We start from the raw sequence: 26950 nt of genomic DNA on the forward strand, positions 1-26950 counted from the left end.
TCACCGTTCTTGCCCCGCGGATCGAGGATCCTGCCATGACCGAGCAAAGCCCCAACGACGTGTTCCACGCCTCCTCCTTCCTGCAGGGTGCGAACGCCGACTACATCGAGCATCTGCACGCGCGCTATGCCGAGAACCCGTCGAGCGTCGACGCGGCCTGGCAGGAGTTCTTCCGCAGCCTGGGCGACAGCGGCTCGGACGCCCGCGCCGAGGCCGCCGGCCCCTCCTGGGCCCGCCGCGACTGGCCGATGCAGCCGAATGACGACCTGACTGCCGCGCTCGACGGGCAGTGGCCCGCCGCTGCCGAAGCCAAGGGCGCCCGCGACAAGATCGCCGCCAAGGCCGCCGAGAAGGGCGTCGGGCTCTCCGAGGAGCAGCTGCGCGCCGCGGTGCTCGACAGCATCCGCGCGCTGATGATCATCCGCGCCTACCGGATCCGCGGCCATCTCGCCGCCGACCTCGATCCGCTGGGCTTGCGCGAACAGACGCCGCATCCCGAGCTGGATCCGGCCAATTACGGCTTCACCAAGTCCGACATGGACCGGCCGATCTTCATCGACAACGTGCTCGGCCTCGAGATCGCGACGATGAACGAGATCCTGGCGCTGGTGAAGCGGACCTATTGCGGCACCTTCGCGCTGCAATACATGCACATCTCCGACCCCGAGCAGTCGGCCTGGCTCAAGGAGCGGATCGAGGGCTACGGCAAGGAGATCCAGTTCACCAAGGAAGGCCGCAAGGCGATCCTCAACAAGCTGGTCGAGGCCGAGGGCTTCGAGAAGTTCCTGCACGTCAAGTACATGGGCACCAAGCGCTTCGGCCTCGACGGCGGCGAGGCGCTGATCCCGGCGATGGAGCAGATCATCAAGCGCGGCGGCCAGCTCGGCGTGAAGGACATCGTGATCGGCATGCCGCATCGCGGCCGCCTCTCGGTGCTCGCCAACGTCATGCAGAAGCCCTACCGGGCGATCTTCCACGAGTTCCAGGGCGGCAGCTTCAAGCCCGAGGAAGTGGACGGCTCCGGCGACGTGAAATACCACCTCGGCGCTTCTTCGGACCGCGAGTTCGACGGCAACAAGGTCCACCTGTCGCTGACCGCCAACCCCAGCCACCTCGAGGCGGTGAACCCGGTCGTGCTCGGCAAGGCGCGCGCCAAGCAGAGCCAGCTCGGTGACCAGGACCGCACCCAGGTGATCCCGGTGCTGCTGCATGGCGACGCGGCCTTCGCCGGCCAGGGCGTCGTGGCCGAGGGCTTCGGCCTGTCGGGCCTCGTCGGTCACCGCACCGGCGGCACGATCCACATCGTGGTGAACAACCAGATCGGCTTCACCACCGCGCCGCACTTCTCGCGTTCGTCCCCCTACCCGACCGACATCGCGCTGATGGTCGAGGCGCCGATCTTCCACGTCAACGGCGACGATCCGGAGGCGGTGGTGCACGCTGCCAAGGTGGCGACCGAGTTCCGGCAGAAGTTCCACAAGGACGTCGTCATCGACATCTTCTGCTACCGCCGCTTCGGTCACAACGAGGGCGACGAGCCCATGTTCACCAACCCGGTGATGTACAAGAAGATCAAGAGCCAGAAGACCACGCTCACGCTCTACACCGAGCGGCTCGTCAAGGACGGGCTGATCCCCGAGGGCGAGATCGAGGACATGAAGGCGCAGTTCCAGGCGCTGCTGGGTGAGGAGTTCGAAGCCGGCAAGTCCTACCGCCCGAACAAGGCCGACTGGCTCGACGGGCGCTGGAGCCATCTCGACCGGCGCGACCACGAGAGCTACCAGCGCGGCCAGACCGCGATCGACGAGAAGACCATGACCGAGATCGGTCGCGCCCTCACCCGCGCGCCCGAGGGTTTCCCGCTGCACCGCACCGTCTCGCGCCTGCTCGAGGCGAAGGGCCAGATGTTCGAGAGCGGCAAGGGCTTCGACTGGGCCACCGCCGAGGCGCTGGCCTTCGGCTCGCTGCTGACCGAAGGCTACCCGGTCCGGCTCTCGGGCCAGGACAGCACGCGCGGCACCTTCAGCCAACGCCACTCGGCCTTCATCAACCAGGAGAACGAGGAGCGCTACTACCCGCTCAACAACATCCGCGACGGCCAGGCCCGCTACGAGGTCATCGACTCGATGCTCTCGGAATACGCGGTGCTGGGCTTCGAGTACGGCTACTCGCTCGCCGAGCCCAACGCGCTGGTGATGTGGGAGGCGCAGTTCGGCGACTTCGCCAACGGCGCGCAGATCATGTTCGACCAGTTCATCTCCTCGGGCGAGTCGAAGTGGCTGCGCATGTCGGGCCTCGTGATGCTGCTGCCGCATGGCTATGAGGGCCAGGGCCCCGAGCACTCCTCGGCACGGCTCGAGCGCTTCCTGCAGATGTGCGGTGGCGACAACTGGATCGTGGCGAACTGCTCGACCCCGGCGAACTACTTCCACATCCTGCGCCGGCAGCTGCACCGCACCTTCCGCAAGCCGCTGGTGCTGATGACGCCGAAATCGCTGCTGCGTCACAAGATGGCGGTCTCGGATGCCGAGGACTTCGTCACCGGCTCGTCCTTCCACCGGGTGCTGTGGGACGACGCCGAGAAGGGTCATTCGGACACGCAGCTTAAACCCGACTCCGAGATCAAGCGCGTGGTGATGTGCTCGGGCAAGGTCTATTACGACCTGCTCGAGGAGCGCGACGCGCGCGGGCTCGACGACGTCTACCTGATGCGGATCGAGCAGTTCTATCCCTTCCCGGCGCTGTCGCTGGTCAAGGAGCTGGAGCGCTTCAAGGGCGCCGAGATGATCTGGTGCCAGGAAGAGCCCAAGAACCAGGGGGCCTGGAGCTTCATCGAGCCCAACATCGAATGGGTGCTGAGCCGGATCGACGCCGCGCATAAGCGCCCCCGTTACGTCGGCCGTCACGCGAGCGCCTCGCCCGCGACCGGCCTCGCCAGCCAGCACAAGGCCCAACAGGAAGCGCTGGTGAACGAAGCGCTGAGCATCGAAGGAAACTGAGAATGAGCACCGAAGTCCGCGTCCCCACCCTGGGCGAGAGCGTCACCGAAGCGACCGTCGCCACCTGGTTCAAGAAGCCGGGCGACGCCGTGGCGGTGGACGAGATGCTGTGCGAGCTCGAAACCGACAAGGTGACCGTCGAGGTTCCCTCGCCGGTCGCCGGCACCCTGTCCGAGATCGTTGCCAACGAGGGCGACACCGTCGGCGTCGACGCGCTGCTGGCCCAGGTGAGCGAGGGCGACGCGCCCGCCAAATCCGCGCCCGAGGCCCCGGCCGAGGACGGCCCCAAGGAGCAGCAGGCCGCGAGCAACGTCTCGGGCGAGCCCGCCGGCGAGCCGGCCGAGAAGGGCGATGCCAAGGGCGACACCGAGGATGCGCCCTCGGCCAAGAAGCTGATGGCCGAGAACGACCTCAAGCCCGGCGACGTGAAGGGCTCCGGCAAGGATGGCCGGGTCATGAAGGAAGACGTGCTCAAGGCGCTCAACGCGCCGAAGGCGGCCGAGACCTCCAAGCCCGCCGCGCGCGGCCCGGTCTCGTCGGACGACGCCGACCGCGAGGAGCGGGTCAAGATGACCCGCCTGCGCCAGACCATCGCCCGTCGTCTCAAGGAGGCGCAGAACACCGCCGCGATGCTGACCACCTACAACGAGGTGGACATGACCGCGGTCATGGAGCTGCGCAACGAGTACAAGGGCCTGTTCGAGAAGAAGCACGGCGTGAAGCTCGGCTTCATGTCCTTCTTCACCAAAGCCTGCGTGCACGCCCTCAAGGAAGTGCCGGACGTCAACGCCGAGATCGACGGCGATCACGTGGTCTACAAGAACTACGTCCACATGGGCATCGCGGTGGGCACCCCCACCGGCCTCGTGGTGCCGGTGGTGCGCAACGCCGACCAGATGGGCTTTGCCGAGATCGAGAAGACCATCTCCGAGCTGGGCGTGAAGGCGCGCGATGGCAAGCTGTCGATGGCCGACATGCAGGGCGGCTCCTTCACCATCTCGAACGGTGGCGTCTACGGCTCGCTGATGTCCTCGCCGATCCTCAACCCCCCGCAGTCGGGCATCCTCGGCATGCACAAGATCCAGGACCGCCCGATGGCGATCAACGGCAAGGTCGAGATCCGGCCGATGATGTACCTCGCGCTGAGCTACGATCACCGCATCGTCGACGGCAAGGGCGCCGTGACCTTCCTCGTGCGCGTCAAGGAAGCGCTCGAGGATCCGCGCCGGCTGCTGATGGATCTGTGAACATGTGAGGGGGCCGGGCGTTGAGCCTGGCCCCGCTTTGCAACAAAGGTCCGCGCCATGCAGATGCTCTGCCAGATCGACACCCCCGACTACGCCTCCTGGAAGACCGCCTTCGACGGTGACTACGAGGAGCGGATGCAGGCCGGTCTCAGCCAGCTTCAGATCTGGCGCGACGCCGATCACGGCTCTACCGTGCTGGTGCTGTTCAAGGTCAACGACCGCAAGCGCGCCGAGGCCTGGATCGCCAAGGAGCAGGGCTTTGGCGGCGCCATGACCTGCACCTTTCTCGAGACCGCCTGAAATGAGCCCCTCCCCCTCCGACCACCGGCCGCGCGTGATCGTGCTACACTCGCCGCGTGCATACCGGTTGCGGGAGGGGTCTCATGTCACACGAACTGGATATTCTGGCGCTCTACGGGCTTTTGGTGATCATATTGATCGTCATCCAGGTGCTCTTCGCCATTTCGCAGGTCGGCCTGCCGATGCTGGCGCGGCCGCGCGACGACATGCCCCGGCTGACCGGCACGGCCGGCCGGATGGAACGCTGCGTGGCCAACTCGGTCACGGCGATGGCGCTCTTCGCCCCTGCAATACTGATCCTCGCGGCGCGCGAGGGCTTCGGCGGCGGCACGCTTCTGGCGGCGCAGGTCTTCCTGATCGCGCGGCTGGCCTATGCCCTGCTCTACCCCGCCGGCATCCCCTGGGCGCGCACCGCGGTCTGGGGCTTGGGCTTCGTCGCGACGCTCTATCTCTACATCGCCGCGTTCTAGATCCCCGAGGGCCGCGATGACGGCCCCCGAATTGCAGGTCCTGGCCCTGGCAGGGCTCTTGCAGGCGCTGCAATACGCCTGGCTGTCGGTGCGCGCCAATCGAGAGCTGGGTTTCGCGAAGACCCTCTCTCCGCGCGATCCGCAGCGGCTCGGCGGGACGCTGGAATCGCTGGCCAGCCCGCGCACCGGGCGGCTCTACCGGGCGCTGAACAACCACTTCGAGGGGCTGATCCTCTTCACCCTCGCCGTCGTCGTGCTGATCCTCGGCGACAAGACCACAGGTCTTTCGGCGGTGTTCGCCTGGACCTATCTCGCGGCGCGCATCCTCTACGTGCCGGCCTATTATTTCGGGCTCCGGCCCTGGCGATCGCTGATCTGGCTGGTGGGCTTTCTCGCCACCATCGCCATGATCGGCCTCGCCCTCGTCTGACACCCCACAGGAGTTTTCCATGGCATCCTACGATCTCATCGTCATCGGCGCCGGCCCCGGCGGCTATGTCTGCGCCATCAAGGCGGCCCAGCTCGGCCTCAAGACCGCGGTGGTCGAAGGGCGCGAGACGCTGGGCGGCACCTGCCTCAACGTGGGCTGTATCCCCTCCAAGGCGCTGCTGCACGCCACCCATGCGCTGCACGAGGCCGAGCACAACTTCGCCAAGATGGGCCTGAAAACCGAAAAGCCCGAAGTCGATTGGGACCAGATGCTCGCCTACAAGCGCGACAGTGTCGGCCAGAACACCGGCGGCATCGAATTCCTGTTCAAGAAGAACAAGATCGACTGGCTCAAGGGCTGGGGCTCGATCCCCGAGAAGGGCAAGGTCAAGGTCGGTGACGACGTCCACGAGGCCAAGCACATCGTGATCGCGTCCGGCTCCGTCCCCGCCTCGATCCCCAATGTCGAGATCGACGAGAAGGTCGTCGTGACCTCGACCGGCGCGCTGGAGCTGGGCCGCATCCCCGAGAAGATGGTTGTGATCGGCGCGGGCGTCATCGGGCTGGAGTTGGGCTCGGTCTACCGCCGCCTCGGCACCGAGGTCACCGTGGTCGAGTATCTCGACGCGATCACCCCTGGCATGGACGCCGAGATCGCCCGCAACTTCCAGAAGATCCTGACCAAGCAGGGGCTGAAATTCGTGCTCGGCTCGGCGGTGCAGGGCGTGACGGTCGAGGGCGACAAGGCCACCGTCACCTGGAAGAGCCGCAAGGATGACAGCGAGCAGAGCCTCGAGGCGGATTGCGTGCTCGTGGCGACCGGCCGGAAGCCCTATGTCGACGGGCTGGGTCTCGAAGAGCTTGGCGTCGAGATGACCGATCGCGGCCAGATCAAGATCGACGATCACTTCAAGACCAGCGTCGACGGCGTCTACGCGATCGGTGACGCGGTGCCGGGCCTGATGCTCGCGCACAAGGCCGAGGACGAGGGCGTGGCGATCGCCGAGATCCTCGCCGGTCAGAAGGGCCACGTGAACTACGAGGTGATCCCGGGCGTGGTCTACACCCATCCCGAGGTGGCGACCGTCGGCAAGACCGAGGAGCAGCTCAAGGAAGAGGGCCGCGCCTACAAGGTCGGCAAGTTCCCGTTCATGGGCAACGCGCGGGCCAAGGCCAACTTCTCGGCCGAGGGCTTCGTGAAGATCCTGGCCGACAAGGAAACCGACCGGATCCTCGGCGCGCACATCATCGGCCCGATGGCCGGCGACCTGATCCACGAGGTCTGCGTGGCGATGGAGTTCGGCGCGGCGGCCGAGGATCTCGCCCGCACCTGCCATGCCCACCCGACCTATAGCGAGGGCGTGCGCGAGGCGGCTCTGGCGCTGGGCGACGGCGCGATCCACGCCTGACCCGGCCCCTGCCCCAAAAACGACATGGCCGCGCCCGAGGGCGCGGCCATGTGCGTTTCCAGCGGTGGTTCGCCAGCCTCAGCCGTGGAACCAGTCGTCGAAGCCGGCAAAGGCGAACGCGAAGGTGTCCTGCCCGGCATCGTCATCCGACACCGCCACTTCGGTCTTCGTGTCGCGGCTCTTGCGGCCCCAGTCGAAGGTGTCGAACATGTTGTCCCAGTCGTTGGCGCGCTCGCCCCAGCTGGTCTTGAAGTTGAAACCGTCGACAGAGTCGCCGGACTTCTCGACGGTCTCGACACGGTCGTTGTGACGCGTGTTGATCGACACGTTCCACTTGAAGTTGTCGTCGAAGAAGCGCGACCAGTTGCGGCCTTCCTCGACGACGGTGGTCTCGACGACGTCGGGCGTCTCGATCACCGGCGCCTTGGCGACCGGGGTCTCCTGGACGGGGGTCTCTTCGACGGTCGGCTTGGCCACCGGCGCTTCCACGACCGGGGTGTCCTCGACGGCCGGCTTGGCGACGGGCGCGGTCTCTTCCGGGGTCTCCTGGACGGGAGCCTTCTGGACGGGAGCCTCCTCGACCGGGGCCTTCTGGACGGGAGTGTCCTCGACCGGCTGCTGGACCGGGGTCTCTTCGACCTGGGCCGGGGCGGCCGGCGTGGCCGCGCCGCGGTCGAGATCGACGGTGCCATCGGTGCTGGCGAAGTTCTGGGTGACCATGACGCTGTCATAGCCGCGGAACTTGCCGACCTCGATGCCGATGCCGATCACTTCATGGTCGGGGTTGAGGATGTTGGCCCGGTGGCCCGGGCTGTTCATCAGCGAGTTGTGCAGGTCGACGACATCGTCGGACAGACCCGGGGCACCGCGCTGGCTCTGCCAGGCGATGTTCTCAGCCGAGGTCCAACGGCCGGAAAAATCGAAATCGGCGTCGGCCATCCGGTCACGGGAGGACGAGCCACCGACACCGGTGTGGGAGAAGGTGCCGGTTTGCAGCATCCAGCTGCTGTGATCCTCGCTCGACTGGTTCAGGTTCAGTTCGAGCTTCAGGGGATTCAGACCGCGCGCGGCGCGTTCCTCGTTGATGAGGTCGAGCATCTGGCGCTCGAGGTCGTTCGCGATGGACATGTGATCCGATCATCCTAGTTAGGTTAACGTGACGCCGATCTAATCGCTCCTTTCGGGGAGTCGAATGGCCGCCGCCGGTTCGCGCCGGATCAGGCGCCTTGGTGCCGCGCCTTGTCCAAAGGTCTGGCCGGGTTCCGCCGATGCTGCGGTCGCGAAAGGCTGGGCGCATTCCGAGCCGGCACGCACGCAAAAAGCCGCCGACGCGAAGCATCGCGGGCGGGCTGATTTCGATCGAAACGGCCACGGTTCACCGCGGCGTTTCTATCGTTCGATTCTCATGTGAGAGTGATGGTGGAGCCTAGGGGGATCGAACCCCTGACCTCTTGCATGCCATGCAAGCGCTCTCCCAGCTGAGCTAAGGCCCCATCATGTCCGGCGTTTCCGCCGTGTCGGTCAGCGTCGCTGCCCGTGTGCCGCTCTCTAAGGGTGGGGCCGGGCGGGTGCAAGCGGAAAACACGCGCCCGGGCCGAAAAACTTTTACTCGTCGTCCTCGGCGGGCACGTCGGCCAGTTCGTCGAGCGAGACGTCGTCGCTGTCGTCGTCGTCGTCGAGCACGTCATCGCCGAGATCGACGTCGTCGCTCTCGTCCTCGTCGTCGTCGTCGAGCAGCAGCTCCTCGTCATCCTCCGAGGACTTCTTCATCTTCTTGGTCTGCCCATCCTCGGCATCCGCCACCATGGTGCGGTTCTTGCCGGTATCGAGCGTCACGACCTGACCCGTGTAGGGGCTGACGATCGGGTTGGCGTTCAGGTCGTAAAAGCGCTTGCCCGTGGTCGGGCAGATGCGCTTGGTTCCCCATTCTTCCTTCGGCATGGGCTGTCCTTCCAGTTCCGTGCGGCGATGATCGGCGGACGCGCTGGCCCGGGCGCGAAAAGCGCCTCGGCCTTGCGGCGGATCGCGCTCCCCTGCCATAAGCACGGCAGGCTGTCAAAGCCTTTGGGCAGGGAGAGGCACGGGCGATATGGGCGAACATGTGCTGCCGGGCGACCCGCCCCTGACGGTGGCGCTCAGGCGGTCGGACCGGGCGCGGCGGATCACGCTGCGCGTGTCGCACCGCGACGGGCGCGTCACGCTCACCCTGCCCCGGCGCACGCCCGAGCGCGAGGGGCTGGCCTTTCTGCGCGCGCGCGAGGATTGGGTGCGCGGGCATCTCGACCGCGTGGCACCGCCGCGCCCCGTCCAGCTCGGCGGCACGATCCCCTATCTTGGCCGCGAAATCGCGCTTCGTCCCGGCCCGGTGCGGGCGCCACGGCTCGAAGACGGCGCGCTGCTGCTGCCCCGCGACCCGGATCGCGCACCGGCCCGCGCCATGGCCTTTCTCAAGGCCCGCGCGCGTGACGTGCTGGCCGAGGCGGTGGATCGCCACGCCGCCGCATTGGGCCGGCGCGTGGGCAGGCTCTCCCTGCGCGACACCCGCTCGCGCTGGGGCTCGTGCAGTTCCACGGGCGACATCATGCTGTCCTGGCGCCTGGTGATGGCACCCCCCGCGATCGGCGACTACGTCGCCGCGCACGAGGTCGCGCATCTGGCCGAGATGAACCACTCCGCCGCCTTCTGGGCGGTCTGCGAGCGGCTCTATCCCGATCACCGCGCCGCGCGGGACTGGCTGCGCCGGAACGGCGATGCGCTGCAGCGAATCGACTTCGCGCCGATGACGGAGGCCGCCTCGTGATCCCGCCCGCCACCGCCACGCCGCGCATTCCCGATCCGACCGGCGCGGCGCATGACCGCGTCTACCGCGCGCTGCGCACCCGGATCATGCATGGCGAGCTGGGGCCGGGCGAATCTCTGACACTGCGCGGCATCGGCAAGCTGTTCGGCGTTTCCATGACCCCCGCGCGCGAAGCCGTGCGGCGGCTGGTGGCCGAAGGGGCGCTGACGCTGTCCTCATCGGGCCGGGTGGCGACACCGGCCCTCACCAACGAGCGGATCGAGGAACTGGCCAGTCTGCGGGCCATGCTCGAACCGGAGCTGGCCTCCCGCGCCCTGCCCCGCGCGCATTTCGCGCTGATCGACCGGCTCGAGGCGATCAATGCCGGGGTCAGCCAGATGGTCGCGCGGCACGACGCCACCGGCTATATCCGAATGAATCTCGAGTTTCACCGCACGCTCTACCTGCGCGCCCAGTCGCCCGCGATCCTCGCCATGACGGAAACGGTGTGGCTGCAGCTCGGCCCCACCATGCGGGCGCTTTACGGGCGGCTGCGGCGGACCGAGCCGCCCTATCATCACAAGCTGATCCTCGCCGCGCTGCGGGCCGGGGACGAGCCGGGGTTGCGTCTGGCGGTGCGGACCGACGTCACCCAAGGGCTGCGCCTGCTCAAGGGGTGATTGACATACCATACAATTATAGTCAGGAATAGGTCAGCCACGACGCACGACCGCGCGTCGCAAGCCGGAGATGCTGGACCACCGAGGTGCGCCATGCCCCGCGACTTTCCCGATGACTTCCACGACGGCACGCCGCGCCCGCCGCAGGGCGGTGCGCCGGTCGGCCGGATCGACGACCTGTCCCCGATCGAGGCACGCGCCGTCCGCCTGCTGCGGTTGTGGTGCGATGCGGGCCGCGCCTCGGTCGCGGCGCGGCTGACGCCCGATCTCGACCCCGGCCCGGCCGAGGCGGCAGCGCAGGCACTCGACGCGCTGGCCCGGCTGTGCGGGACGCATGGGCGCCGTCCGCTGATGCGCCACGCCGCCGAATGCGCCTGCCTCGGCGCAGATGAGGCATGGTTCGCGCGGCTGGTGGGTCACGGTGCCGAGGCCGCGCACGAAGAGGCGCTGATGCTGGCGCTGGCCTTCCTGCGGGTCGACGCCGCCTTCGATGCGGCGCATCTGGCCGAGGCGCTGGGCCTCGGCCTGCGCCGCGCCGGGATCAGCCGACGGCTGCACTGAGCGCAGGCGTGCGCTCGATCCGACGGCCGGTCTCGATGTCGAACAGGCACAGCCCGTCGCGCGCCACGGCCAGATCGACATGCTCGGTCGCGCCCTCGGGGATGCGGCCCGGCAGCCGCGCGGTGATCGTCTCGCCGCCAAGCTCGAAGCTCACATAGGCTTCGGCACCGGTGTTCTCGATCAGCTTGGGCGCCACCACGAGATCGGCCGCGCCGGCCGCGCGCGACAGATGCTCGGGTCGGATGCCGAGCGTCACCCGCGCAGGTAGCGCAGCGGCGTCCCAGCCGGGCCCCATGGAAAGCGGCGTGCCGTCGATGTCGAGTCCCTCCGGCGTCACCCGGGCCGGAACGAGGTTCATCGGCGGCGAGCCCATGAAGTCGGCGACGAAGGTGTTGGCGGGGGTGTCGTAGATCTCCTGCGGCGTGCCGATCTGCTGCACCACCCCGCCCTTCAGCACGACGATCCGGGTGGCCAGCGTCATCGCCTCGATCTGGTCGTGGGTGACATAGACGATCGAGGCATGGGTCGTCTTGTGAATCCGCTTGATCTCGGCACGCATCTCGACCCGCAGCTTGGCGTCGAGGTTCGACAGCGGCTCGTCGAACAGGAACAGCTTGGGATCGCGCACCAGCGCCCGGCCCATCGCGACGCGCTGGCGCTGACCGCCCGAGAGCTGCGACGGCTTGCGGTCGAGCAGGTGGTCGATCTGCAGAAGCTTCGCGACCTGCTCGATCTTGCGCTGCGCCTCGGCCTTGGGAACCTTGCGCACCTTCATGCCGAAGCCGATGTTCTCGGCCACGTTCATGGTCGGGTAGAGCGCGTAGGATTGGAACACCATCGCGATGTCGCGGTCCTTGGGCGGCTCGTTGGTGACATCCCGGCCGCCGATCTCCAGCACCCCGCCCGAGATTTCCTCGAGCCCGGCGATGCAGTTCAGCAGCGTGGACTTGCCGCAGCCCGATGGGCCGACGAGGACGAGGAACTCGCCCGGCTTCATGTCGATGTCGATCGCGTGCAGCACCTCGACGGCGCCGTAGCTCTTCTTGAGCCGCTCGGCACGCAGGACGCTGGTCACGGGGTCTGCCATGGTCTCTCCTCTCCCTTCGGGACGGGCCCGGTCGAGGCGCGGACGATCAGCCCGGCCCGGATCACGGTTTGCAGTCGCGCCGGATCGGCGCCGTTGAGGTGGTCGATCAGCATCCGGGCGAGCGGCGCGCAGGCATCGCGCATCGGTGCATGGGTGACGGTGAGCGGCGGCGTGAAATGCGCCGGACCGATCCCGGGCAGCGCGTCGTCATGCGCGATCACCGACAGGTCGCCCGGCACCGACAGGCGCAGATCGCGCGCGGCGCGCAGCACCCCCTGCGCCATCGCGGTGGTGGCGCACAGGATCGCCGTCGGACGCGGTCCGGCCCGCCCCGCCAGCCAGGCCAGCGCCATGGTGTAGCCGGTGCTTTCGGTCGGCGCCCCGCCCTGGACGAAACCATCCGGAACGGCCAGCCCTGCCCCTGCCATGGCGGCCCGAAATCCGGCCTCGCGATCTCCGGCGAAGGCGAAGCGCGCCTCGCCATTGACCAGAGCGATCCGGGCATGACCCAGATCGGACAGCAGCGCGACCGCGTCGGCGCTGACCGCGCGATTGTCGATGCCGAAGAAGGCGTAGTCCGGCGCGTCATGGGCCTGGCCATGCATCACGAAGGGCACGCCGCGCGAGCGCAGGAAGCTGGGGCGCGGATCATCCGGCACCGGCGCGTTGAGCACGAAGCCATCGAGCAGGTCACGCTCGAGCATCCGCGCATAGGGCGCGGTCGGGTCGCTGCCCTGATCGACCGAGAGCACGAGATCGAGGTCGCATGCGGCCAATTCGGCTGTGAGCGTCGTCAGCACGTCGAAGAAGGTCTGGTCGGCCGACATGTCGGCGCGCAGCTTGACGATCATGCCGACCACGCCGGAGCGGCCGGTCGCCAGCCGCTGCGCCGAGCGGTTGGGCCGGTAGCCCAGCCGCGCCGCCGCCTCCTGCACCCGGGCACGGGTCTTGGCGCCCACCTCGGGAAACCCGTTGAGCGCCCGGCTGACCGTCGCGACCGAGAGGCCGAGCTCGGTGGAGATATCCTTGAGAGTCGCCATGCCGCGACCCCTCCCCCGGTCGTTCAAAGCGCTTGCAGCGACAATCTAGGCGCATCCATTCGTCGATTGCAACGAAAAGAGAAATGCTCCGGATTCATTTTCAAAACGGTTTGAGATGGAGGTTCGCTTTGCTATCTTGCCGCGAATCGCGCCGATCGGAGGAGCCGGCGGCGGGACGATCTGGGAGGATGACATGATCAAGACCAAGACCCTCGGCGCCGTGGCGCTGCTGATGCTGTCGGCCGCGCCGGCGCTGGCCTTCGAGGACGGCAAGCTGCTGATCTGGACCGGCGACAACCGCGCCCCCGATGCGCTGCGCGAGATCGGCAAGCGCTTCGAGGAAGAGTTCGGCGTGCCGGTCGAGGTGGCCGTGGTCGAGCCGCTGCCCGAGAAGTTCCAGCAGGCGGCCGCCACCGGCGACGGCCCGGACATCGTGATGCACGCCCATGACCGCCTCGGCGAATGGGCCACGGGCGGCATCATCGCCCCGGTCAGCCCCGGCGCGGAGTTCGTCGACGGCATCCTGCCCGCCGCCATGGAGGCGGTGACTTTCGACGGCTCCACCTGGGGCTACCCCGTCGCGGTCGAGGCGGTGCACCTGATCTACAACAAGGAATTCGTCGACACGCCGCCGGCCGATTTCTCCGAGATCGCAGCCATGGAGTTGCCCGAGGGCGTGGCGCCGATCCTTTGGGATTACAACAACACCTATTTCACCTTCCCGCTACTCGCCGCCAATGGCGGCTTCGCCTTCCAGAAGGTCGACGGCTCCTATGACGGCTCGACCTCCGGCGTGAACACCGAGGGCGCGGTCGAGGGCGCCGAGGTGCTGGCCTCGCTCATCAAGGACGGCGTGATGCCCAAGGGCGTCGATTACGGCGTGATGGAAGGGGCGATGAACAATGGCGAGGTCGCCATGGTCATCAACGGGCCCTGGGCCTGGGCCAACCTCGCGAGCTCGGGCATCGATTTCGGCGTGGCGCCGCTGCCCAAGGTCGATGGCGAGCTGGCCCCGCCCTTCCTCGGCGTGCAGGCGCTGGCGCTCAACGCCGCCTCGCCCAACCTCGACCTCGCGCAGGAATTCATCGAGAGCTACCTGCTCACCGATGAGGGTCTCGCCACCTGGAACGGCACCGGGGCACTGGGCGCGCTGGCCGACCAGTCGGCCGCCGAAGCGCAGGACGACGAGAAGGTGAGCGCCATGCTCGACGTCGCCAAGGATGGCGTGCCGATGCCCTCAAACCCCGAGATGGGCGCATTCTGGGCCGCGATGCAGCCGGCGCTGACCAATATCACCAATGGTGCGCAGGAGCCGCAGGCCGCGCTCGACGACGCCGCCGCACGCATCAAGGGCGAGTGAGCGACGCGCCGGGGCGGTCCGCCGCCCCGGCCACGCGACCGAAACGGCCCCGCCCCTGCCGCCGCCGGGGGAGCCTCGGGACGGGCGACGCGGCACCGGGGAGACCACCGACATGACCATCGCCGATGCGGGGCCCGCTCCGCTTGAGAGCCCAGGCGCGCGCAGGCCTTGGGCGCGCCTCGCCGTGGTGGCCGTGATCGGCCTCGCCATGCTCTACGGCGCCTTCTTCCTCTACCAGATCGCCCAGCCGCTTTTCGGGGCGATCCTGCTGGCGGTCGCCACCGGCTTCGTGGTGATGTTCGGCGCCAACCGCTTCTACGGCGCGCGCTTCATCTTCCCGGGCGTGGCGGCGGTGCTGGTCTTCATCGCCTTTCCGGTCGCCTACACGATCTGGCTGGGCTTCACGAACTACTCCTCGTTCAACCTGCTCTCCTATGAGCGCACGATCGAGGTCCTGACCTCGCGCGGCACCGTCGACCCCGCCACCGAACAGCCCTTCGCGGTGGCACCCGACGGCGACGGCTACCGCATCTGGCTGCCCGAGAGTGAATTGCTGTCGGCGCCGGTGACACTGGCTGCCGATGAGGAAGCGGTCACGCTGGCGCCGGGCACGGCGCCGCTCGAATTGCTGAGCCCGCGCGACGCGATCAAGCTGCGCGCCGGGCTGCAGAGCCTGACGCTGACCACCCCGGACGAGGTCGCCTTGCGCAATGCGGGGCTGCGGACATTCGCCAGCGTCACGCCCGACTATGTCCGCACCGGCGAGAACGAGCTGACCCGCAGCGCGGACGGGCTCAAGCTCACCGCCAACCACGAGACCGGCTTCTTCGAGACCCCAGAAGGCGAGGCGGTGCCGCCGGGCTGGCGCGTCGCAGTGGGCTTCGACAATTTCGAGCGCATCCTCGAATCCAAGGGCGTGCGCGGCCCGATGCTGTCGATCTTTGCCTGGACCTTCGCCTTCGCGGCGCTGTCGGTGCTGGGTGTGTTCACCGTCGGGCTGACGCTGGCGGTGATCCTCCAATGGGAGCATCTGCGCTTCAAGACGCTCTACCGGATCCTGCTGATCCTGCCCTACGCGGTGCCCGGGTTCATCTCGATCCTCGTCTTCCGCGGGCTGTTCAACCAGAACTTCGGCGAGATCAACATGATCCTGGAGGCGCTGTTCGGCCTTCGGCCCGACTGGTTCACCGACGGCAATCTCGCCCGGGTGATGATCCTCTTCGTCAATATCTGGCTGGGCTATCCCTACATGATGCTGCTGGCGATGGGCTTCCTGCAGGCGGTGCCGCAGGACCACAAGAAGGCCGCCGCTCTCGAAGGTGCCTCCAGCCTGCGGGTGTTCTTCACCATCACCCTGCCGCAGATCATCCCGCCCTTCCTGCCGCTGCTGATCGCGGCCTTCGCCTTCAACTTCAACAACCTCGTGCTGATCCTGCTGCTGACCCGCGGCGGACCCGACATCCCCGGCACGGTGATCCCGGCAGGCGAGACCGACATCCTCGCCTCCTTCACCTACCGCCTGGCCTTTCAGGATTCGGGCCAGCAATTCGGCCTCGCAGGCGCGATCACATTGCTGATCTTCCTCGTCGTGGCCGCCATCTCCTATGCCAACTTCGTGGCCATGCGCCGCGCCGCTCAGAAGAGGTCCGGCCGATGATCGTCGAACGCCCGCGCGACCTGAGGATCAAGAAGATCGCGGCCCATGGTTTCATGCTGGGCTTTCTGGTGCTGATCCTGTTCCCGTTCTTCATGATCGTCTCGATCAGCTTTCGGGAAGGCAATTTCGCCACCGGCGCGCTCTGGCCCGAGAACCCGACGCTGGAGCACTGGTACCTCGCCTTCGGGCTCGACTACACCCGCGCCGACGGCACGGTGGTCTCGCCGCCCTACCCGGTGCTCCTGTGGATGTGGAACTCGATCAAGATCGGGCTGATCGCCAGCGCCGGCGTGCTCGCGCTCTCGACCATCTCGGCCTACGCCTTCTCGCGCATCCGTATCCGCGGCAAGCAAGGCATGCTCGACGGGCTGTTCCTGATCCAGATGTTCCCGACCACGCTGGCGCTGGTGGCGATCTTCGCGATCTTCGACGCGCTGGGAGAGGTATCCCCGACCCTTGGCATCAACAGTCACGCCGCGCTGATCCTCGTCTATCTAAGCCAGATCACCCTGCATATCTGGACCATCAAGGGCTATTTCGACAGCGTCGACACCGCGCTCGACAAGGCCGCCGAGATCGACGGCGCGACGCCGTGGCAGACCTTCCGCTACATCTTCCTGCCGCTGGCGGTGCCGATCATGGCGGTGGTCTTCGTGCTGAGCTTCATCGGGGTGATCAACGACTACCCGATCGCCAGCGTGCTGATCCGCTCCGAAGACAAGATGACCCTCGCGGTGGGCTCGCGGCTCTATCTCAACGAGTTCAAGTATCTCTGGGGCGACTTCGCCGCCGCCGCGATCCTGTCGGGCCTGCCGATCACGGTCGTCTTCCTGATCGCCCAGCGCTACCTCGTCTCCGGCCTGTCGGATGGCGCCGTGAAGGGCTGATCCGCCCCTCCGGCAAGGTATCAGCGCCGCGGAGTCTCTCCGCGGCGCTATTCTTTTGAATAGGTTTTTCAACGTGTTGTGTTGCAACAGTTTTCTTTTACGTAGGGTCGAATTCCAAACAACGTCGGGTTCCAGAATCGCCGGGGCCACCCGCCCCATTCCCGCCACAATCGGCCATGACACGGGCCTTGTGCCGATGATTAATCAATCTCTCGGATTTAATCATCCGGCGCGGGACATGGATCGGAGGAAAGCGGCATGTATCATCAGGCAAACGCGTTTTCGGGCTCTGCCGCCACGCTCGTCACCCGCCACCGCGCCAGCCGCGCCCGCAATGTCGAACTCATCCACAGCCGGTTCTCGCGGGTCCGGCGGCACCGCTTCTCGAATGGTATCGAGGCGATGGTGACCGTGACCTTTCGCTACCATCCCGCCCTGCCGCCCCGCCGCGAAACGCTTCTCGTCAGCCTGCCGCGCCGCGCCCGCAGCCGGCCCGGCGCGATGCGCAGGCAATTGACTGGCATGGCCCTCGATCTGGCCGTGCTGATGCACCGCACGGACCGGGGCGCCGTCCTGCGCGCCGTCTGACCCCTTATCCCTTACCGGGCCGCCTCGCCCGGACAACTTACAGCGCTCCTTCGGGAGCGCTTTTTTCATGCGCGCCACCTCTTTCGCGGCGCGGTTTCCCGTTCTAGCCTCCGCGCATGGCAACCGAGAATTCCTCCTGCGACGTGGCGATCATCGGCGGGGCGATGATCGGCAGCGCCGTGGCCTGGTGGCTGGCGCGCGACCCGGATTTCGACGGCCGCATCCTGGTGATCGAGCGCGATCCGAGCTTCGAATCCGCCGCGACCAGCCATACCAATTCCTGCATCCGGATGCAGTTCGGCACCGCCGTCAACGTCGAGATCAGCCGCTTCGGCCTCGACTTCATCCGCCGGTTCCGCGACTTCGCCGGTGCCGAAGCGCCGGTGCTGCATACGGATTTCTTCGGCTATCTCTACCTCGCCGGCGATGCGGAAACGGCCGAACGGCTGCGCGCGGCCCAAACCTTGCAGGCAGGCCTCGGCGCGGGCACGCGGCTGCTCTCACCCGCGCAGCTGCATGCGGCCTTTCCGTTCATGCAGCTCGACGACGTCATCCTCGGCAGCCACAACCCCGGCGAAGAGGGATATTTCGACGGCGGCACGATGTTCGACACCTTCCGCCGCCAAGGCCGGGCCATGGGCGTCGAGACCGTGCGGGCCGAGGTCGTGGGGCTCGACCGCGACGGGGACCGGGTCACCGGGCTGCGCCTGTCGGATGGCAGCCGGGTCGCCTGCGGCCAGGTGGTCGCCGCGGCGGGGCCGCGCACGGCGCGCATTGCGGCGATGGCCGGGATCGACCTGCCCATCGAACCGCGCAAGCGCTACACCTTCGTGTTCGAGGCCGAGGACGCCCTGCCCCGCAAGCTGCCGCTGACGATCGATCCTTCGGGCGTGCACATGCGTTCGGACGGGGCGCTCTACATGGCGGGCTGCCCGCCCGAGGCCGACGCGCCCTGTGCCCCCGAGGATTTCGGCATGGACCACGCGATCTGGGAGGACCGGGTCTGGCCGGCGCTGGCCGCGCGGGTTCCGGCCTTCGAGCGGATCCGGTTGCGCAATGCCTGGGTCGGGCATTACGACTTCAACCGGCTCGACCAGAACGCCCTGCTCGGGCCCCACCCGGCGGTGGCCAACCTGCATTTCGCCGCCGGATTCTCCGGCCATGGGCTGCAACAGGCGCCTGCGGTCGGGCGCGGCATCGCCGAGCGCATCATCCACGGCGAGTGGCGCAGCATCGACCTGTCGCCGCTCTCGACCGCCCGCCTGGCCGAGGGCCGGGCGCTGACCGAGGCGGCCGTCATCTGAAGGGAGACCACATGAAGAAGATCGTCCTGACCGGCGCGCGCGGCGCCTTGGGATCCTTGCTGCGCGCACCGCTCGCGGCGCTGGCTGAGGAGCTCGTATCCACCGACATCCGCGAAGCGCCCGCCGATCTGCTGCCGAACGAACGCTTCGTGCAAGCCGATCTTACCGATCTCGCGGCGTTCGAGGCGCTGATGCAGGGCGCCGAGATGGTCGTGCATTTCGGCGCCATCCCCGACGAGGCCCCTTTCGAGGAGCTGCTCGGCCCGAACTTCATCGGCGCCTATACGGTCTGGGAGGCAGCGCACCGGGTCGGTGCCCGGCGGGTGGTCTACGCCTCATCGGTGCACGCGGCCGGCATGTCCGAGACGATGGCCGGTCTCGACACCGACGCGCCACACGACCCCGACACCTTCTATGGCCTGTCGAAATGCTTCGCCGAGGATATGGGGCGGATGATGTGGAAGAAGCGCGGCCTCGAGGCGGTGTGCCTGCGTATTATGTCCTGCACGCCCGAGCCGCAGAACGCCCGCGCGCTTCACACCTGGCTGAGCCATGGCGATCTGGTACGGCTGGTCGAGGCGGCCGTCACCACGCCCGTCACCGGCTTCACCGTGGCTTGGGGGGTTTCGGCCAATACCCGCGCGCCAGTGTCGAACCACAAGGTCGCCTTTCTCGGCTACCGCCCACGCGACAACGCCGAGGACTGGGCCGATCGGCTTCTGCCGACGCCCAAGACGCCCGACCCCTCCGATCCGGCGCAGCGCTCGCTGGGCGGCCCCTTCGCGGTGGTGCCGCTGGGCGAAAGCGGCGTCGCGGCGATCAAGCGGATGAGCGCGGGCGACTGACGGCACCCCACCCCCGGCGGCAGCGCGGCAGTCGACGGGGGGATTCGCGTATTTATCGGAATGGTGAAGCGGCATGGCGCGCCCGGCCACCGGGATGCGCGCCGCGGTCCTTCACCATTCCCCAAATACGCATGGCGAACCGCCGCAGCCAGTGTGCGGCCCGAGGTCAGCCCCTTGCCGCGGCCCGGATCGCGGCGATGTTCTCGCCATAGATTTGCGCCTCGTCGACCGAGCCGCCGCGGAACACCGCCGAGCCCGCGACCAGCGCGTCGGCGCCCGCCTTGGCGACGAGCGGCGCGGTCGCGACGTCGACGCCGCCATCGACCTCGAGATGGATCTCGCGGTCGCCGATCATCTCGCGCAGGGCGGCGATCTTGTCGATCGTGGCATGGATGAACTTCTGCCCGCCAAAGCCCGGGTTCACCGACATTGCCAGCACCAGGTCGACATCGTCGAGCAGCGGCGCCACCGCCTCGGCCGGGGTGCCGGGGTTGAGCGCGACGCCCGCCTTCATCCCCGCGCCGCGGATGGCCTGCAGCGTGCGGTGGATATGCGGCCCGGCCTCGACATGCGCGGTCAGAATGTCGGCGCCCGCATCGGCGAAGGCGTCGATATAGGGATCGACCGGCGCGATCATCAGATGCACGTCCATCACCGTCTTCACATGCGGACGAATGGCCTTCACCAGCTGCGGGCCGAAGGTCAGGTTGGGGACGAAATGCCCGTCCATCACGTCGACATGGACCCAATCGGCACCCTGCGCCTCGATCGCGCGCACCTCGGCGCCGAAGGCTGCGAAATCGGCGGAAAGGATCGACGGCGCGATCTTGATCTGGCGGTCGAAAACGGTCATCGGCGGGGCTCCTCCTGCTGTCGCGCACGCCCTAGCGCGAAAAGCGGCACAGGTCACGCGCCGGCTCTCGCATCCGCGGAAAACCTTGCTAACGTGGCGTCATGCCGGACGCGCCTGTCATCCTTCGCCACACCGATATCCTCGCCCACGGCGAATGCGCCGCGCTGACCCGCGCCGCACTCTCGCCGGCGCGGCCCGCCCTGCACGGGCACGATTTCTTCGAGCTGGCCTGGGTGCAGAACGGCCGCGTGCGCCATCACCTGCCCGACGGGCGCGAGGATCTGGCCGAGGGAAGCGTGATCTGCGCGGGGCCGGGGCATCTGCACGGGCTTCAGGGCCGGGGCGAGCATGCGCTGGTGGTCTCGGTGACGCTGCATCCGGATCTGGTGACCGATCTCGCGCGGCGGCACCCCGACCTCGCCGGGCGGCTGTTCTGGTCCGGCGCTGCGGCGCCGGTGCGGCTGACACGCGACAGCCGGCAGATGGCCGAGCTGAACCGGGCGGCGCTCAGGCTGGAGCGTGGGCGGCGCGACGCGCTGGGCGCCGAGGCGTTCCTGCTGCCGATCATCTGCGGGCTGACCGAAGAAGAGGCGCCATTGCCCGCCCAGGCGCCGGTCTGGCTGGCACGCGCCTGCGCCGCGGCGCGCGACCCGGCGGTGTTTCAGGAGGGCGCGGCGGGATTCGCGCGCGCAGCCGGCAAGGCGCATCCGCATGTCAGCCGGTCGATGCGGCGCTTCCTCGACATGTCGCCTTCGGACTGGATCAACGCGCAGCGGATGGACTATGCCGCGCGGCGCCTGACCGGCAGTGCCGACAGCCTGGCCGAGATTGCCGCCGAATGCGGCGTGCCGAACCTGTCGCATTTCCACAAGCTGTTCCGCGAGGCGCATGGCCAGACGCCGCAGCGGTTCCGGCGCGCGCGCCAGCGCGACGTGGTTCAGCCCTAGCGGCCGCGCCGTCGCCGGATCGCGTCGCTCCACTCGGCCACGCGCCGGTCGCCCCGGTCGAGCCAGGGCGAGACATGCACCCGCGACCAGCGCCGCAGGCGCACGCCGACCGCCCAGATCACCGCGACGAGCAGCGTCAGCACGACGATGTTGAACCAGGGGATCAGCCGGACGTCCGGCCCGTCGACGGGTCGCACCGACAGCGCGTTGGGATAGACCGACAAAAGCGGGATGCGCCAGCCATAGTAGCGCATCGCCACCCATTGCGGGTCGGCGGCGGTGGACACGAGGTTGCGTGCCTCGGCCTGCAGGTTGGCGCTGTCGAACTTGAAATAGGGCGGCCAGCCGCCGCCGGTGTCCTCGTTGCGGAAGACCATCACGCCGCCATCGGCGCGCACCGTGTCGATGAAACGCACGTCGCGCTCGACGGGGCCGGTCGCGGCGCCCCCTTCGGAGGCGGCCCAGAACACCGAATCGGGATCGATCCGCTCCAGCTTGATCTCGACCCCGGTGATCCGGACGATCTCGCGGCGTGGCAGGTTGTAGTGCAGCAACGCCACAAGCAGCGCCGCCAGCGTTCCCCAGAAGATCCAGCCGATCCAGCGCATCGCGTCGCTCCTTGCCCGTGTCCCGATGGGTTAGCCCATTGGCGCCCCGGCGGCTACCAGCTTGCCCGTCGCCAGCGCCGAGGCAGTCCGGCCACCGACAGCACCAAGAGCGGCCCCCAGATCAGAGCAGAGGCCGCACCGAGCCGCGCGAGGTGCAGCAGGAGCGATCCGTGCCCCGGCCGAACCAGCTCGGAGAACGGCACGCCCTGCAGAAGGTAGAGGCCGAGAAACAGCGCCATCGACAGCGCCTGCATCGCCAGCGCCGACGTCAGCGCCAGCCAAAGCAGTGGCCGCACCCCTTCGGGAAACAGCCGCGCCAGAAGCCGGGGCACCGCCCAGCCGGCGAGGGCGAGGCCCAGCGCCGGCAGCACGAGGCCCCAGCCCATCTCAGTAGCCGAAGCTCTCGACGTTCGAGGCGGCGCCGAATTGCGGCGGGCCGCTCTGCGCGGCGGCGGTGTAGATTTCCTCCGGCGGCACGTAGGTCGGCGGCAGCTCGCTGCCCCGGTTGGCCACGGCCTCGCCCTCGATCGCGATCGAATCCGCGCGGTTGCGGATCACCACCTTGGTGCCGAGCGGCACCTTGGGATAGAGGAAGATGACGTCGTGGTTGAACATCCGGATGCAGCCGGCCGAACCCGAATTGCCGATCGAGGCAAGGTCGTTGGTGCCGTGGATCCGGTAATAGGTGTCGCGGTTGCCCTGGTAGAGATAGAGCGCACGTGCGCCCAGCGGGTTGGCGAGACCGCCCGGAACGCCGCCGGCATACTCGCCATAGATCTCCGGCTCGCGCCGCAGCATGTTCTGGGTCGGCGTCCAGCTCGGCCATTCCTGCTTGCGCTTGATGACCGTGTCGTAGGACATCGACAGGCCCTGACGGCCGACGCCGATCGGAAAGCGCCATGCCATGCCGCCCGGCTCGATCCAGTAGAGCAGCTTGGCGTGCAGGTCGGCCTCGATCGTGCCGGCGGACTCGTAGCCGCGATAGGGCACGTAGGCACGGCGGTTCAGCCCCTGGAGGTATTTCGGCGGCACCGGCGGCAGGCGGTACCCGGCATCCTCGATCAGGCCATAGCCATCGACGATCTGGCTCAGCGGCACGCCGCCGATCTCCTGCTCGGACGAGGTGGCGACGGTGGTAGGCACCTGCGCCGCGCAGGCGGGCAGGACGGTCAATGCGGCCGCGCCGGTCAGCAGTCGACGGCGCGTGAGCGCGGGAGTATTGGACTTCATGAATGGCAGCCTTTGACGCAAGGTTTCCCGGCAACCTATCATCACGGTCCGGAACCGCAATGTTCGCGGTTCCCCGAAGGGCATTTGCGCCGGTAGGCGTGGCATTCGATCGATGGGAAGGGTGATGGCAGCGGAATCAGGGTTTTACGGCCGACGCCACTCCCCTGCCCCGTCCCATGGCGGGGCCAGCGGCGGTCAATTCTGCTTGAGCATGGCGCGATGAGGACCGGCCCGCGCAATGCCCTTACCGATGTCGCCGGGCTTCTGGTGGGGCAGGCCCACGACGCCAAGCTGCGCTCGGGTGTCACCGTCGTGACCGCCGGAAGGCCCTTCGCGGCCTCGGTCGCGGTGACCGGCGGCGCACCCGGCTCCCGCGAAACCGAGCTGCTCGCTCCCGACAAGCTGGTCCAGGGCGTCGACGCGCTGGTCCTCTCCGGCGGCTCGGCCTTCGGGCTCGACGCGGCCTCGGGCGTGGCCGAGGGGCTGCGCGAGATGGGGCGCGGCTTCGAGGCGGCGGGACAGCGCGTGCCGATCGTGCCGGCCGCGATCCTGTTCGACCTCGGCAATGGCGGCGACAAGGGCTGGAGTGCGAACCCCTATGCCGCGCTGGGCCGCGCCGCGCTCGAAGCGGCAGGATCAGAGTTGGCCGAGGGCAGCCATGGCGCAGGTTTCGGCGCGACGACTGCGGATCTGCGTGGCGGCCTTGGCACCGCATCGGTCATGTTGGAGAGCGGCCACACGGTCGGGGCGCTGGTGGCGGTGAACGCGGTCGGATCGGCCTGCATCGGCGGAGGCCCCCATTTCTGGGCGGCACCGTGGGAGGTCGGGGCGGAGTTCGGCGGGCTGGGACCCGCCATGCCGCCGCCCGGTCCGCCGCCGACCAAGCTCGCCCGACCGGGCGAGGCCACGACCATCGCCGTCGTCGCCACCGATGCCACGCTCGACAAGGCGGGCTGCCTGCGGATGGCGGTGGCCGCGCAGGACGGCATCGCCCGGGCCCTGCTGCCCGCCCATACGCCGCTCGATGGCGATCTGGTCTTCGCTGCCGCGACCGGGGCGCGGCCGCTGGCCGAGCCCGTGACCGATGCGCTGTGGCTCGGCCATGCGGCGGCGGTCTGCCTCGCCCGCGCCATCGCCCGCGCGGTGTACCATGCCGCCCCGAACGGGTCGCAGCCGTGCTGGCAGGAACGGTTCGGCTGATCCCGCCGACCATTCCCGGCAATCACGGGCCTCGGCACAAAACGAGATACGCGCGACGAGCGCGCTCGAGTTCAGCTCAGGAGCGCGGTCATCAGCGGGCTATCGGGCTCGGCCAGCTCCTCGATAACGTCGAAATGGTGGCGCCCCGGCGCCTCGACCAACGGGCAGTTGCGCCGTGCGGCGAGCAACCGGGCCTGTTCGATGAAGGCGGGCCGCTCGGCCGCGCCGACCCAGACCGTCATCGGCAAAGCGACCTGGTCGCGCAGCGCCGGGCTCTCCGCCTCGGCCTCGGCCATGTCGAGCCGCAGATCGTCATTCATCGTGGCCACGATCAGCGGCCGCAGGTCGGCCAAGGGCGAGATCGGCACGATCCGCTCCACCCGGTCGCGCCAGCCGGGCGCGAGATCGGCGCAGGCCATGCGCGCCACTAGATGCCCGCCCGCCGAATGCCCCGCGAGGCGCAGCTTGCCCGGCACCGCCCCGGCCACCGCGCCGATCGCCGTTTCGATTTCGCGGGTCATCGCCGAGATGCGGGCCTCGGGTGCCAAGGTGTAAGAGGGCATCGCCACGGCCCAGCCATGCGCCAACGCGCCCGCTGCCAGATGCGACCATGCGCTCTTGTCGAAGGCGCGCCAGAAACCGCCATGCACGAACACCACCGTGCCGCGCGTCGCGCCCTCGGGGCGAAACAGGTCGAGCCGCTGGCGCGCACCATCGCCATAGGCGATTTCCTGGGGCGAATGGTCTTCGCGGAAGGCGGCGGCGGCGGCGGCCCAGCGCGCCGGATATTCCATGCCGCCGGGGATATGGCTGGCATTGGCATAGGCCTCGTCGATCTCGGCGCGGCTGGTCATCCTCGTCCTCCCTGTTCCGGGGCTGGACCTGCCCTACCCTCGCGGTGAAGGATGCGCCCGAACCTCTGGAGGACAAGTCATGCTCGACGACCGCACCGACATCAAGTCACTGCTCAAGCGCCCGGACCTGCTGCGCGACCGCGCCTTTCTCGGGGGCAAGTGGGTCGCGGCCGAGGACGGCGCGACCTTCGATGTCACCAACCCCGCCCGCGGCGACGTGCTGGCCTCGGTACCCGATCTGAGCCGGGCCGAGGTCGCCCGCGCCATCGACACCGCCTATGTCGCGCAGAAGCCCTGGGCCGCGAAAACCGGCAAGGAGCGCGCCAAGATCCTGCGCCGCTGGTACGACCTGATGATGGAGCATCAGGAGGATCTGGCGATCCTGATGACCGCCGAACAGGGCAAGCCGCTGACCGAGGCCCGGGCCGAGGTGGCCTATGGCGCCAGCTTCGTCGAATGGTTCGGCGAGGAGGCCAAGCGCGTCTATGGCGAAACTATCCCCGGCCACATGCCCGACAAGCGGATCACCGTGATCCGTCAGCCGATCGGCGTCGCCGCCGGGATCACGCCCTGGAACTTCCCCAACGCGATGATCGCCCGCAAGGTCGCCCCGGCGCTGGCGGCCGGCTGCTCCTTCGTGATCCGCCCCGCCTCGCAGACGCCGCTCTCGGCGCTGGCCATGGCGGTGCTGGCCGAAGAGGCAGGCGTGCCCGAGGGCGTGTTTTCGGTCGTCACCTCCGACAGCGCCTCGGAGATCGGCAAGGAGTTCTGCGAGAACCCCAAGGTGCGCAAGCTGACCTTCACCGGTTCGACCGAGGTGGGCCGCATCCTGCTGCGGCAGGCCGCCGATCAGGTGATGAAATGCTCGATGGAGCTGGGCGGCAACGCACCCTTCATCGTCTTCGACGACGCCGATCTGGATGCGGCAGTCGAGGGCGCGATCCAGTGCAAGTTCCGCAACAACGGCCAGACCTGCGTCTGCGCCAACCGGATCTACGTGCAGAAGGGCGTGCATGACGCCTTTGCCGAGAAGCTGAAGGCCGCCGTCGAGAAGCTGCGCGTCGGCGACGGGCTCGCCGAGGGCACCGATCTCGGGCCGCTGATCGAGCCGAAGGCGATCGACAAGGTGCGCGAGCACCTCAAGGACGCGCTCGACAACGGCGCCACCCTGCTCACCGGCGGCGAGGCACACGACCTCGGCGGTCAGTTCTTCCAGCCCACGGTGGTCACCGGCGCGAAACAGGGCATGAAGGTGGCCCATGAGGAGACCTTCGGCCCCTTCGCACCGATCTTCGCCTTCGAGGACGAGGACGAGGTGATCGAGATGGCGAACGACACGATCTTCGGCCTCGCCTCGTATTTCTACGCCAAGGACCTCTCCCGTGTGACCAAGGTGGCCGAGGCGCTGGAATACGGCATCGTCGGCATTAACACCGGAATCATCTCGACCGAGGTGGCGCCTTTCGGCGGCGTGAAGCAGTCGGGGCTGGGCCGCGAGGGCTCGCGGCACGGGATCGAGGACTATCTTGAGATGAAATATCTCTGCGCATCGGTCTGACGGATCGGTCAACCGGCTGCCTGACGCAGGGGCACCTGCGCCCAGCAGCTGTGCATGC

The 26950-nt window shown here is 68.2% G+C and carries 27 protein-coding genes and 1 tRNA gene; 18 read left to right on the forward strand and 10 right to left on the reverse strand.

The annotated features are described in order from the left end of the window. Positions 1-35: 35 nt before the first annotated feature. From T8T21_RS09475 to lpdA, 6 genes are all read left to right on the forward strand, one after another. Positions 36-2999 carry a 2-oxoglutarate dehydrogenase E1 component gene (locus T8T21_RS09475; protein ID WP_322335415.1) on the forward strand — a complete coding sequence of 988 codons (2964 nt, stop codon included), beginning with the start codon at positions 36-38 and terminating at the stop codon, positions 2997-2999. A 2-nt stretch (positions 3000-3001) separates the two neighbouring features. Next, entirely contained in the window at positions 3002-4246 is a 1245-nt protein-coding gene (odhB, locus tag T8T21_RS09480; RefSeq protein ID WP_183473509.1) for a 2-oxoglutarate dehydrogenase complex dihydrolipoyllysine-residue succinyltransferase, read from the forward strand. A 57-nt stretch (positions 4247-4303) separates the two neighbouring features. After that, the gene (locus tag T8T21_RS09485; RefSeq protein WP_183473506.1) at positions 4304-4546 is read left to right on the forward strand and encodes a hypothetical protein; all 243 of its coding nucleotides are present in this window, start codon (positions 4304-4306) and stop codon (positions 4544-4546) included. Between the two features lie 83 nt (positions 4547-4629). Continuing rightward, positions 4630-5016 carry an MAPEG family protein gene (locus T8T21_RS09490; protein WP_322335416.1) on the forward strand — a complete coding sequence of 129 codons (387 nt, stop codon included), beginning with the start codon at positions 4630-4632 and terminating at the stop codon, positions 5014-5016. A 16-nt stretch (positions 5017-5032) separates the two neighbouring features. Then, the gene (locus T8T21_RS09495; RefSeq protein ID WP_183473501.1) at positions 5033-5446 is read left to right on the forward strand and encodes an MAPEG family protein; all 414 of its coding nucleotides are present in this window, start codon (positions 5033-5035) and stop codon (positions 5444-5446) included. Positions 5447-5465: 19 nt separating this feature from the next. Then, a complete protein-coding gene (lpdA, locus tag T8T21_RS09500) occupies positions 5466-6854 on the forward strand; it encodes a dihydrolipoyl dehydrogenase (RefSeq protein WP_322335417.1) in 1389 nt (462 codons plus the stop codon). A gap of 78 nt (positions 6855-6932) precedes the next feature. Here the strand turns inward: lpdA and T8T21_RS09505 are convergent, their stop codons facing one another. The 3 genes from T8T21_RS09505 to T8T21_RS09515 all read right to left on the reverse strand — a co-directional run bounded on the left by T8T21_RS09505 (position 6933) and on the right by T8T21_RS09515 (position 8795). Next, complete coding sequence (locus T8T21_RS09505; protein ID WP_322335418.1) at positions 6933-7982, reverse strand: CAP domain-containing protein; 1050 nt, start codon at positions 7980-7982, stop codon at positions 6933-6935. Between the two features lie 289 nt (positions 7983-8271). Further along, a tRNA-Ala gene (locus tag T8T21_RS09510) sits at positions 8272-8347 on the reverse strand. A gap of 112 nt (positions 8348-8459) precedes the next feature. Further along, positions 8460-8795, reverse strand: a complete 336-nt coding sequence (locus T8T21_RS09515; protein WP_183473493.1) for a TIGR02300 family protein — start codon at positions 8793-8795, stop codon at positions 8460-8462. 148 nt (positions 8796-8943) lie between these two features. Between T8T21_RS09515 and T8T21_RS09520 the strand changes: the two genes are divergently transcribed. The 3 genes from T8T21_RS09520 to T8T21_RS09530 all read left to right on the forward strand — a co-directional run bounded on the left by T8T21_RS09520 (position 8944) and on the right by T8T21_RS09530 (position 10874). Then, entirely contained in the window at positions 8944-9654 is a 711-nt protein-coding gene (locus T8T21_RS09520) for a M48 family metallopeptidase (RefSeq protein ID WP_322335419.1), read from the forward strand. Further along, complete coding sequence (locus tag T8T21_RS09525) at positions 9651-10313, forward strand: GntR family transcriptional regulator (protein ID WP_183473487.1); 663 nt, start codon at positions 9651-9653, stop codon at positions 10311-10313. The genes T8T21_RS09520 and T8T21_RS09525 overlap by 4 nt, the downstream gene beginning before the upstream one ends. A 93-nt stretch (positions 10314-10406) precedes the next feature. Beyond that, complete coding sequence (locus tag T8T21_RS09530) at positions 10407-10874, forward strand: hypothetical protein (protein WP_183473484.1); 468 nt, start codon at positions 10407-10409, stop codon at positions 10872-10874. On the opposite strand, the gene T8T21_RS09535 is transcribed toward T8T21_RS09530, so the two are convergent. Beyond that, complete coding sequence (locus T8T21_RS09535; RefSeq protein WP_322335420.1) at positions 10855-11961, reverse strand: ABC transporter ATP-binding protein; 1107 nt, start codon at positions 11959-11961, stop codon at positions 10855-10857. The two genes, T8T21_RS09530 and T8T21_RS09535, sit on opposite strands and share 20 nt — an antisense overlap. Further along, a complete protein-coding gene (locus T8T21_RS09540; protein WP_322335421.1) occupies positions 11946-13001 on the reverse strand; it encodes a LacI family DNA-binding transcriptional regulator in 1056 nt (351 codons plus the stop codon). Before T8T21_RS09540 ends, T8T21_RS09535 begins: the two co-directional genes overlap by 16 nt. Positions 13002-13194: 193 nt before the next feature. Here T8T21_RS09540 and malE point away from each other — a divergent pair, with 193 nt between their 5' ends. The 6 genes from malE (at position 13195) to T8T21_RS09570 (ending at position 19642) form a co-directional block, all read left to right on the forward strand. Beyond that, positions 13195-14361, forward strand: coding sequence for a maltose/maltodextrin ABC transporter substrate-binding protein MalE (gene malE, locus T8T21_RS09545; RefSeq protein ID WP_322335422.1), 1167 nt, complete (start codon positions 13195-13197; stop codon positions 14359-14361). Between the two features lie 112 nt (positions 14362-14473). Next, positions 14474-16018 (forward strand): maltose ABC transporter permease MalF, encoded by a 1545-nt coding sequence (gene malF / locus T8T21_RS09550; RefSeq protein WP_322335423.1) that lies wholly within the window; start codon positions 14474-14476, stop codon positions 16016-16018. Continuing rightward, complete coding sequence (gene malG, locus T8T21_RS09555) at positions 16015-16905, forward strand: maltose ABC transporter permease MalG (protein ID WP_183473469.1); 891 nt, start codon at positions 16015-16017, stop codon at positions 16903-16905. Before malF ends, malG begins: the two co-directional genes overlap by 4 nt. A 258-nt stretch (positions 16906-17163) precedes the next feature. Next, positions 17164-17493 carry a hypothetical protein gene (locus T8T21_RS09560; protein ID WP_183473466.1) on the forward strand — a complete coding sequence of 110 codons (330 nt, stop codon included), beginning with the start codon at positions 17164-17166 and terminating at the stop codon, positions 17491-17493. 116 nt (positions 17494-17609) lie between these two features. Then, positions 17610-18797, forward strand: a complete 1188-nt coding sequence (locus T8T21_RS09565) for an NAD(P)/FAD-dependent oxidoreductase (RefSeq protein WP_322335424.1) — start codon at positions 17610-17612, stop codon at positions 18795-18797. 11 nt (positions 18798-18808) lie between these two features. Beyond that, the gene (locus tag T8T21_RS09570) at positions 18809-19642 is read left to right on the forward strand and encodes an NAD-dependent epimerase/dehydratase family protein (protein ID WP_322335425.1); all 834 of its coding nucleotides are present in this window, start codon (positions 18809-18811) and stop codon (positions 19640-19642) included. A gap of 166 nt (positions 19643-19808) precedes the next feature. Here the strand turns inward: T8T21_RS09570 and rpe are convergent, their stop codons facing one another. After that, positions 19809-20495 carry a ribulose-phosphate 3-epimerase gene (gene rpe, locus T8T21_RS09575; RefSeq protein WP_322335426.1) on the reverse strand — a complete coding sequence of 229 codons (687 nt, stop codon included), beginning with the start codon at positions 20493-20495 and terminating at the stop codon, positions 19809-19811. Between the two features lie 101 nt (positions 20496-20596). On the opposite strand from rpe, the gene T8T21_RS09580 reads away from it, so the two are divergent. Then, positions 20597-21442: a helix-turn-helix transcriptional regulator gene (locus tag T8T21_RS09580; protein WP_322335427.1), complete on the forward strand. Its 846-nt coding sequence runs from the start codon at positions 20597-20599 to the stop codon at positions 21440-21442. Here the strand turns inward: T8T21_RS09580 and T8T21_RS09585 are convergent. From T8T21_RS09585 to T8T21_RS09595, 3 genes are read right to left on the reverse strand one after another with little or no spacing between them, the layout of a single operon-like run. Next, positions 21439-22050 (reverse strand): DUF1523 family protein, encoded by a 612-nt coding sequence (locus T8T21_RS09585; protein WP_322335428.1) that lies wholly within the window; start codon positions 22048-22050, stop codon positions 21439-21441. The genes T8T21_RS09580 and T8T21_RS09585 overlap by 4 nt on opposite strands. Before the next feature lie 53 nt (positions 22051-22103). Beyond that, a complete protein-coding gene (locus tag T8T21_RS09590) occupies positions 22104-22436 on the reverse strand; it encodes a hypothetical protein (protein WP_322335429.1) in 333 nt (110 codons plus the stop codon). A gap of 1 nt (position 22437) precedes the next feature. Next, positions 22438-23280 (reverse strand): L,D-transpeptidase, encoded by an 843-nt coding sequence (locus T8T21_RS09595; RefSeq protein WP_322335430.1) that lies wholly within the window; start codon positions 23278-23280, stop codon positions 22438-22440. Between the two features lie 219 nt (positions 23281-23499). On the opposite strand from T8T21_RS09595, the gene T8T21_RS09600 reads away from it, so the two are divergent. Then, a complete protein-coding gene (locus T8T21_RS09600) occupies positions 23500-24480 on the forward strand; it encodes a P1 family peptidase (protein ID WP_322335431.1) in 981 nt (326 codons plus the stop codon). Positions 24481-24551: 71 nt separating this feature from the next. On the opposite strand, the gene T8T21_RS09605 is transcribed toward T8T21_RS09600, so the two are convergent. After that, entirely contained in the window at positions 24552-25334 is a 783-nt protein-coding gene (locus T8T21_RS09605; protein WP_322335432.1) for an alpha/beta hydrolase, read from the reverse strand. A 79-nt stretch (positions 25335-25413) separates the two neighbouring features. On the opposite strand from T8T21_RS09605, the gene T8T21_RS09610 reads away from it, so the two are divergent. Beyond that, complete coding sequence (locus T8T21_RS09610) at positions 25414-26892, forward strand: NAD-dependent succinate-semialdehyde dehydrogenase (protein ID WP_322335433.1); 1479 nt, start codon at positions 25414-25416, stop codon at positions 26890-26892. The last annotated feature ends 58 nt before the right edge of the window (positions 26893-26950 follow it).

Source organism: Limimaricola variabilis, assembly GCF_034371605.1.
GTDB lineage: Bacteria > Pseudomonadota > Alphaproteobacteria > Rhodobacterales > Rhodobacteraceae > Limimaricola > Limimaricola variabilis.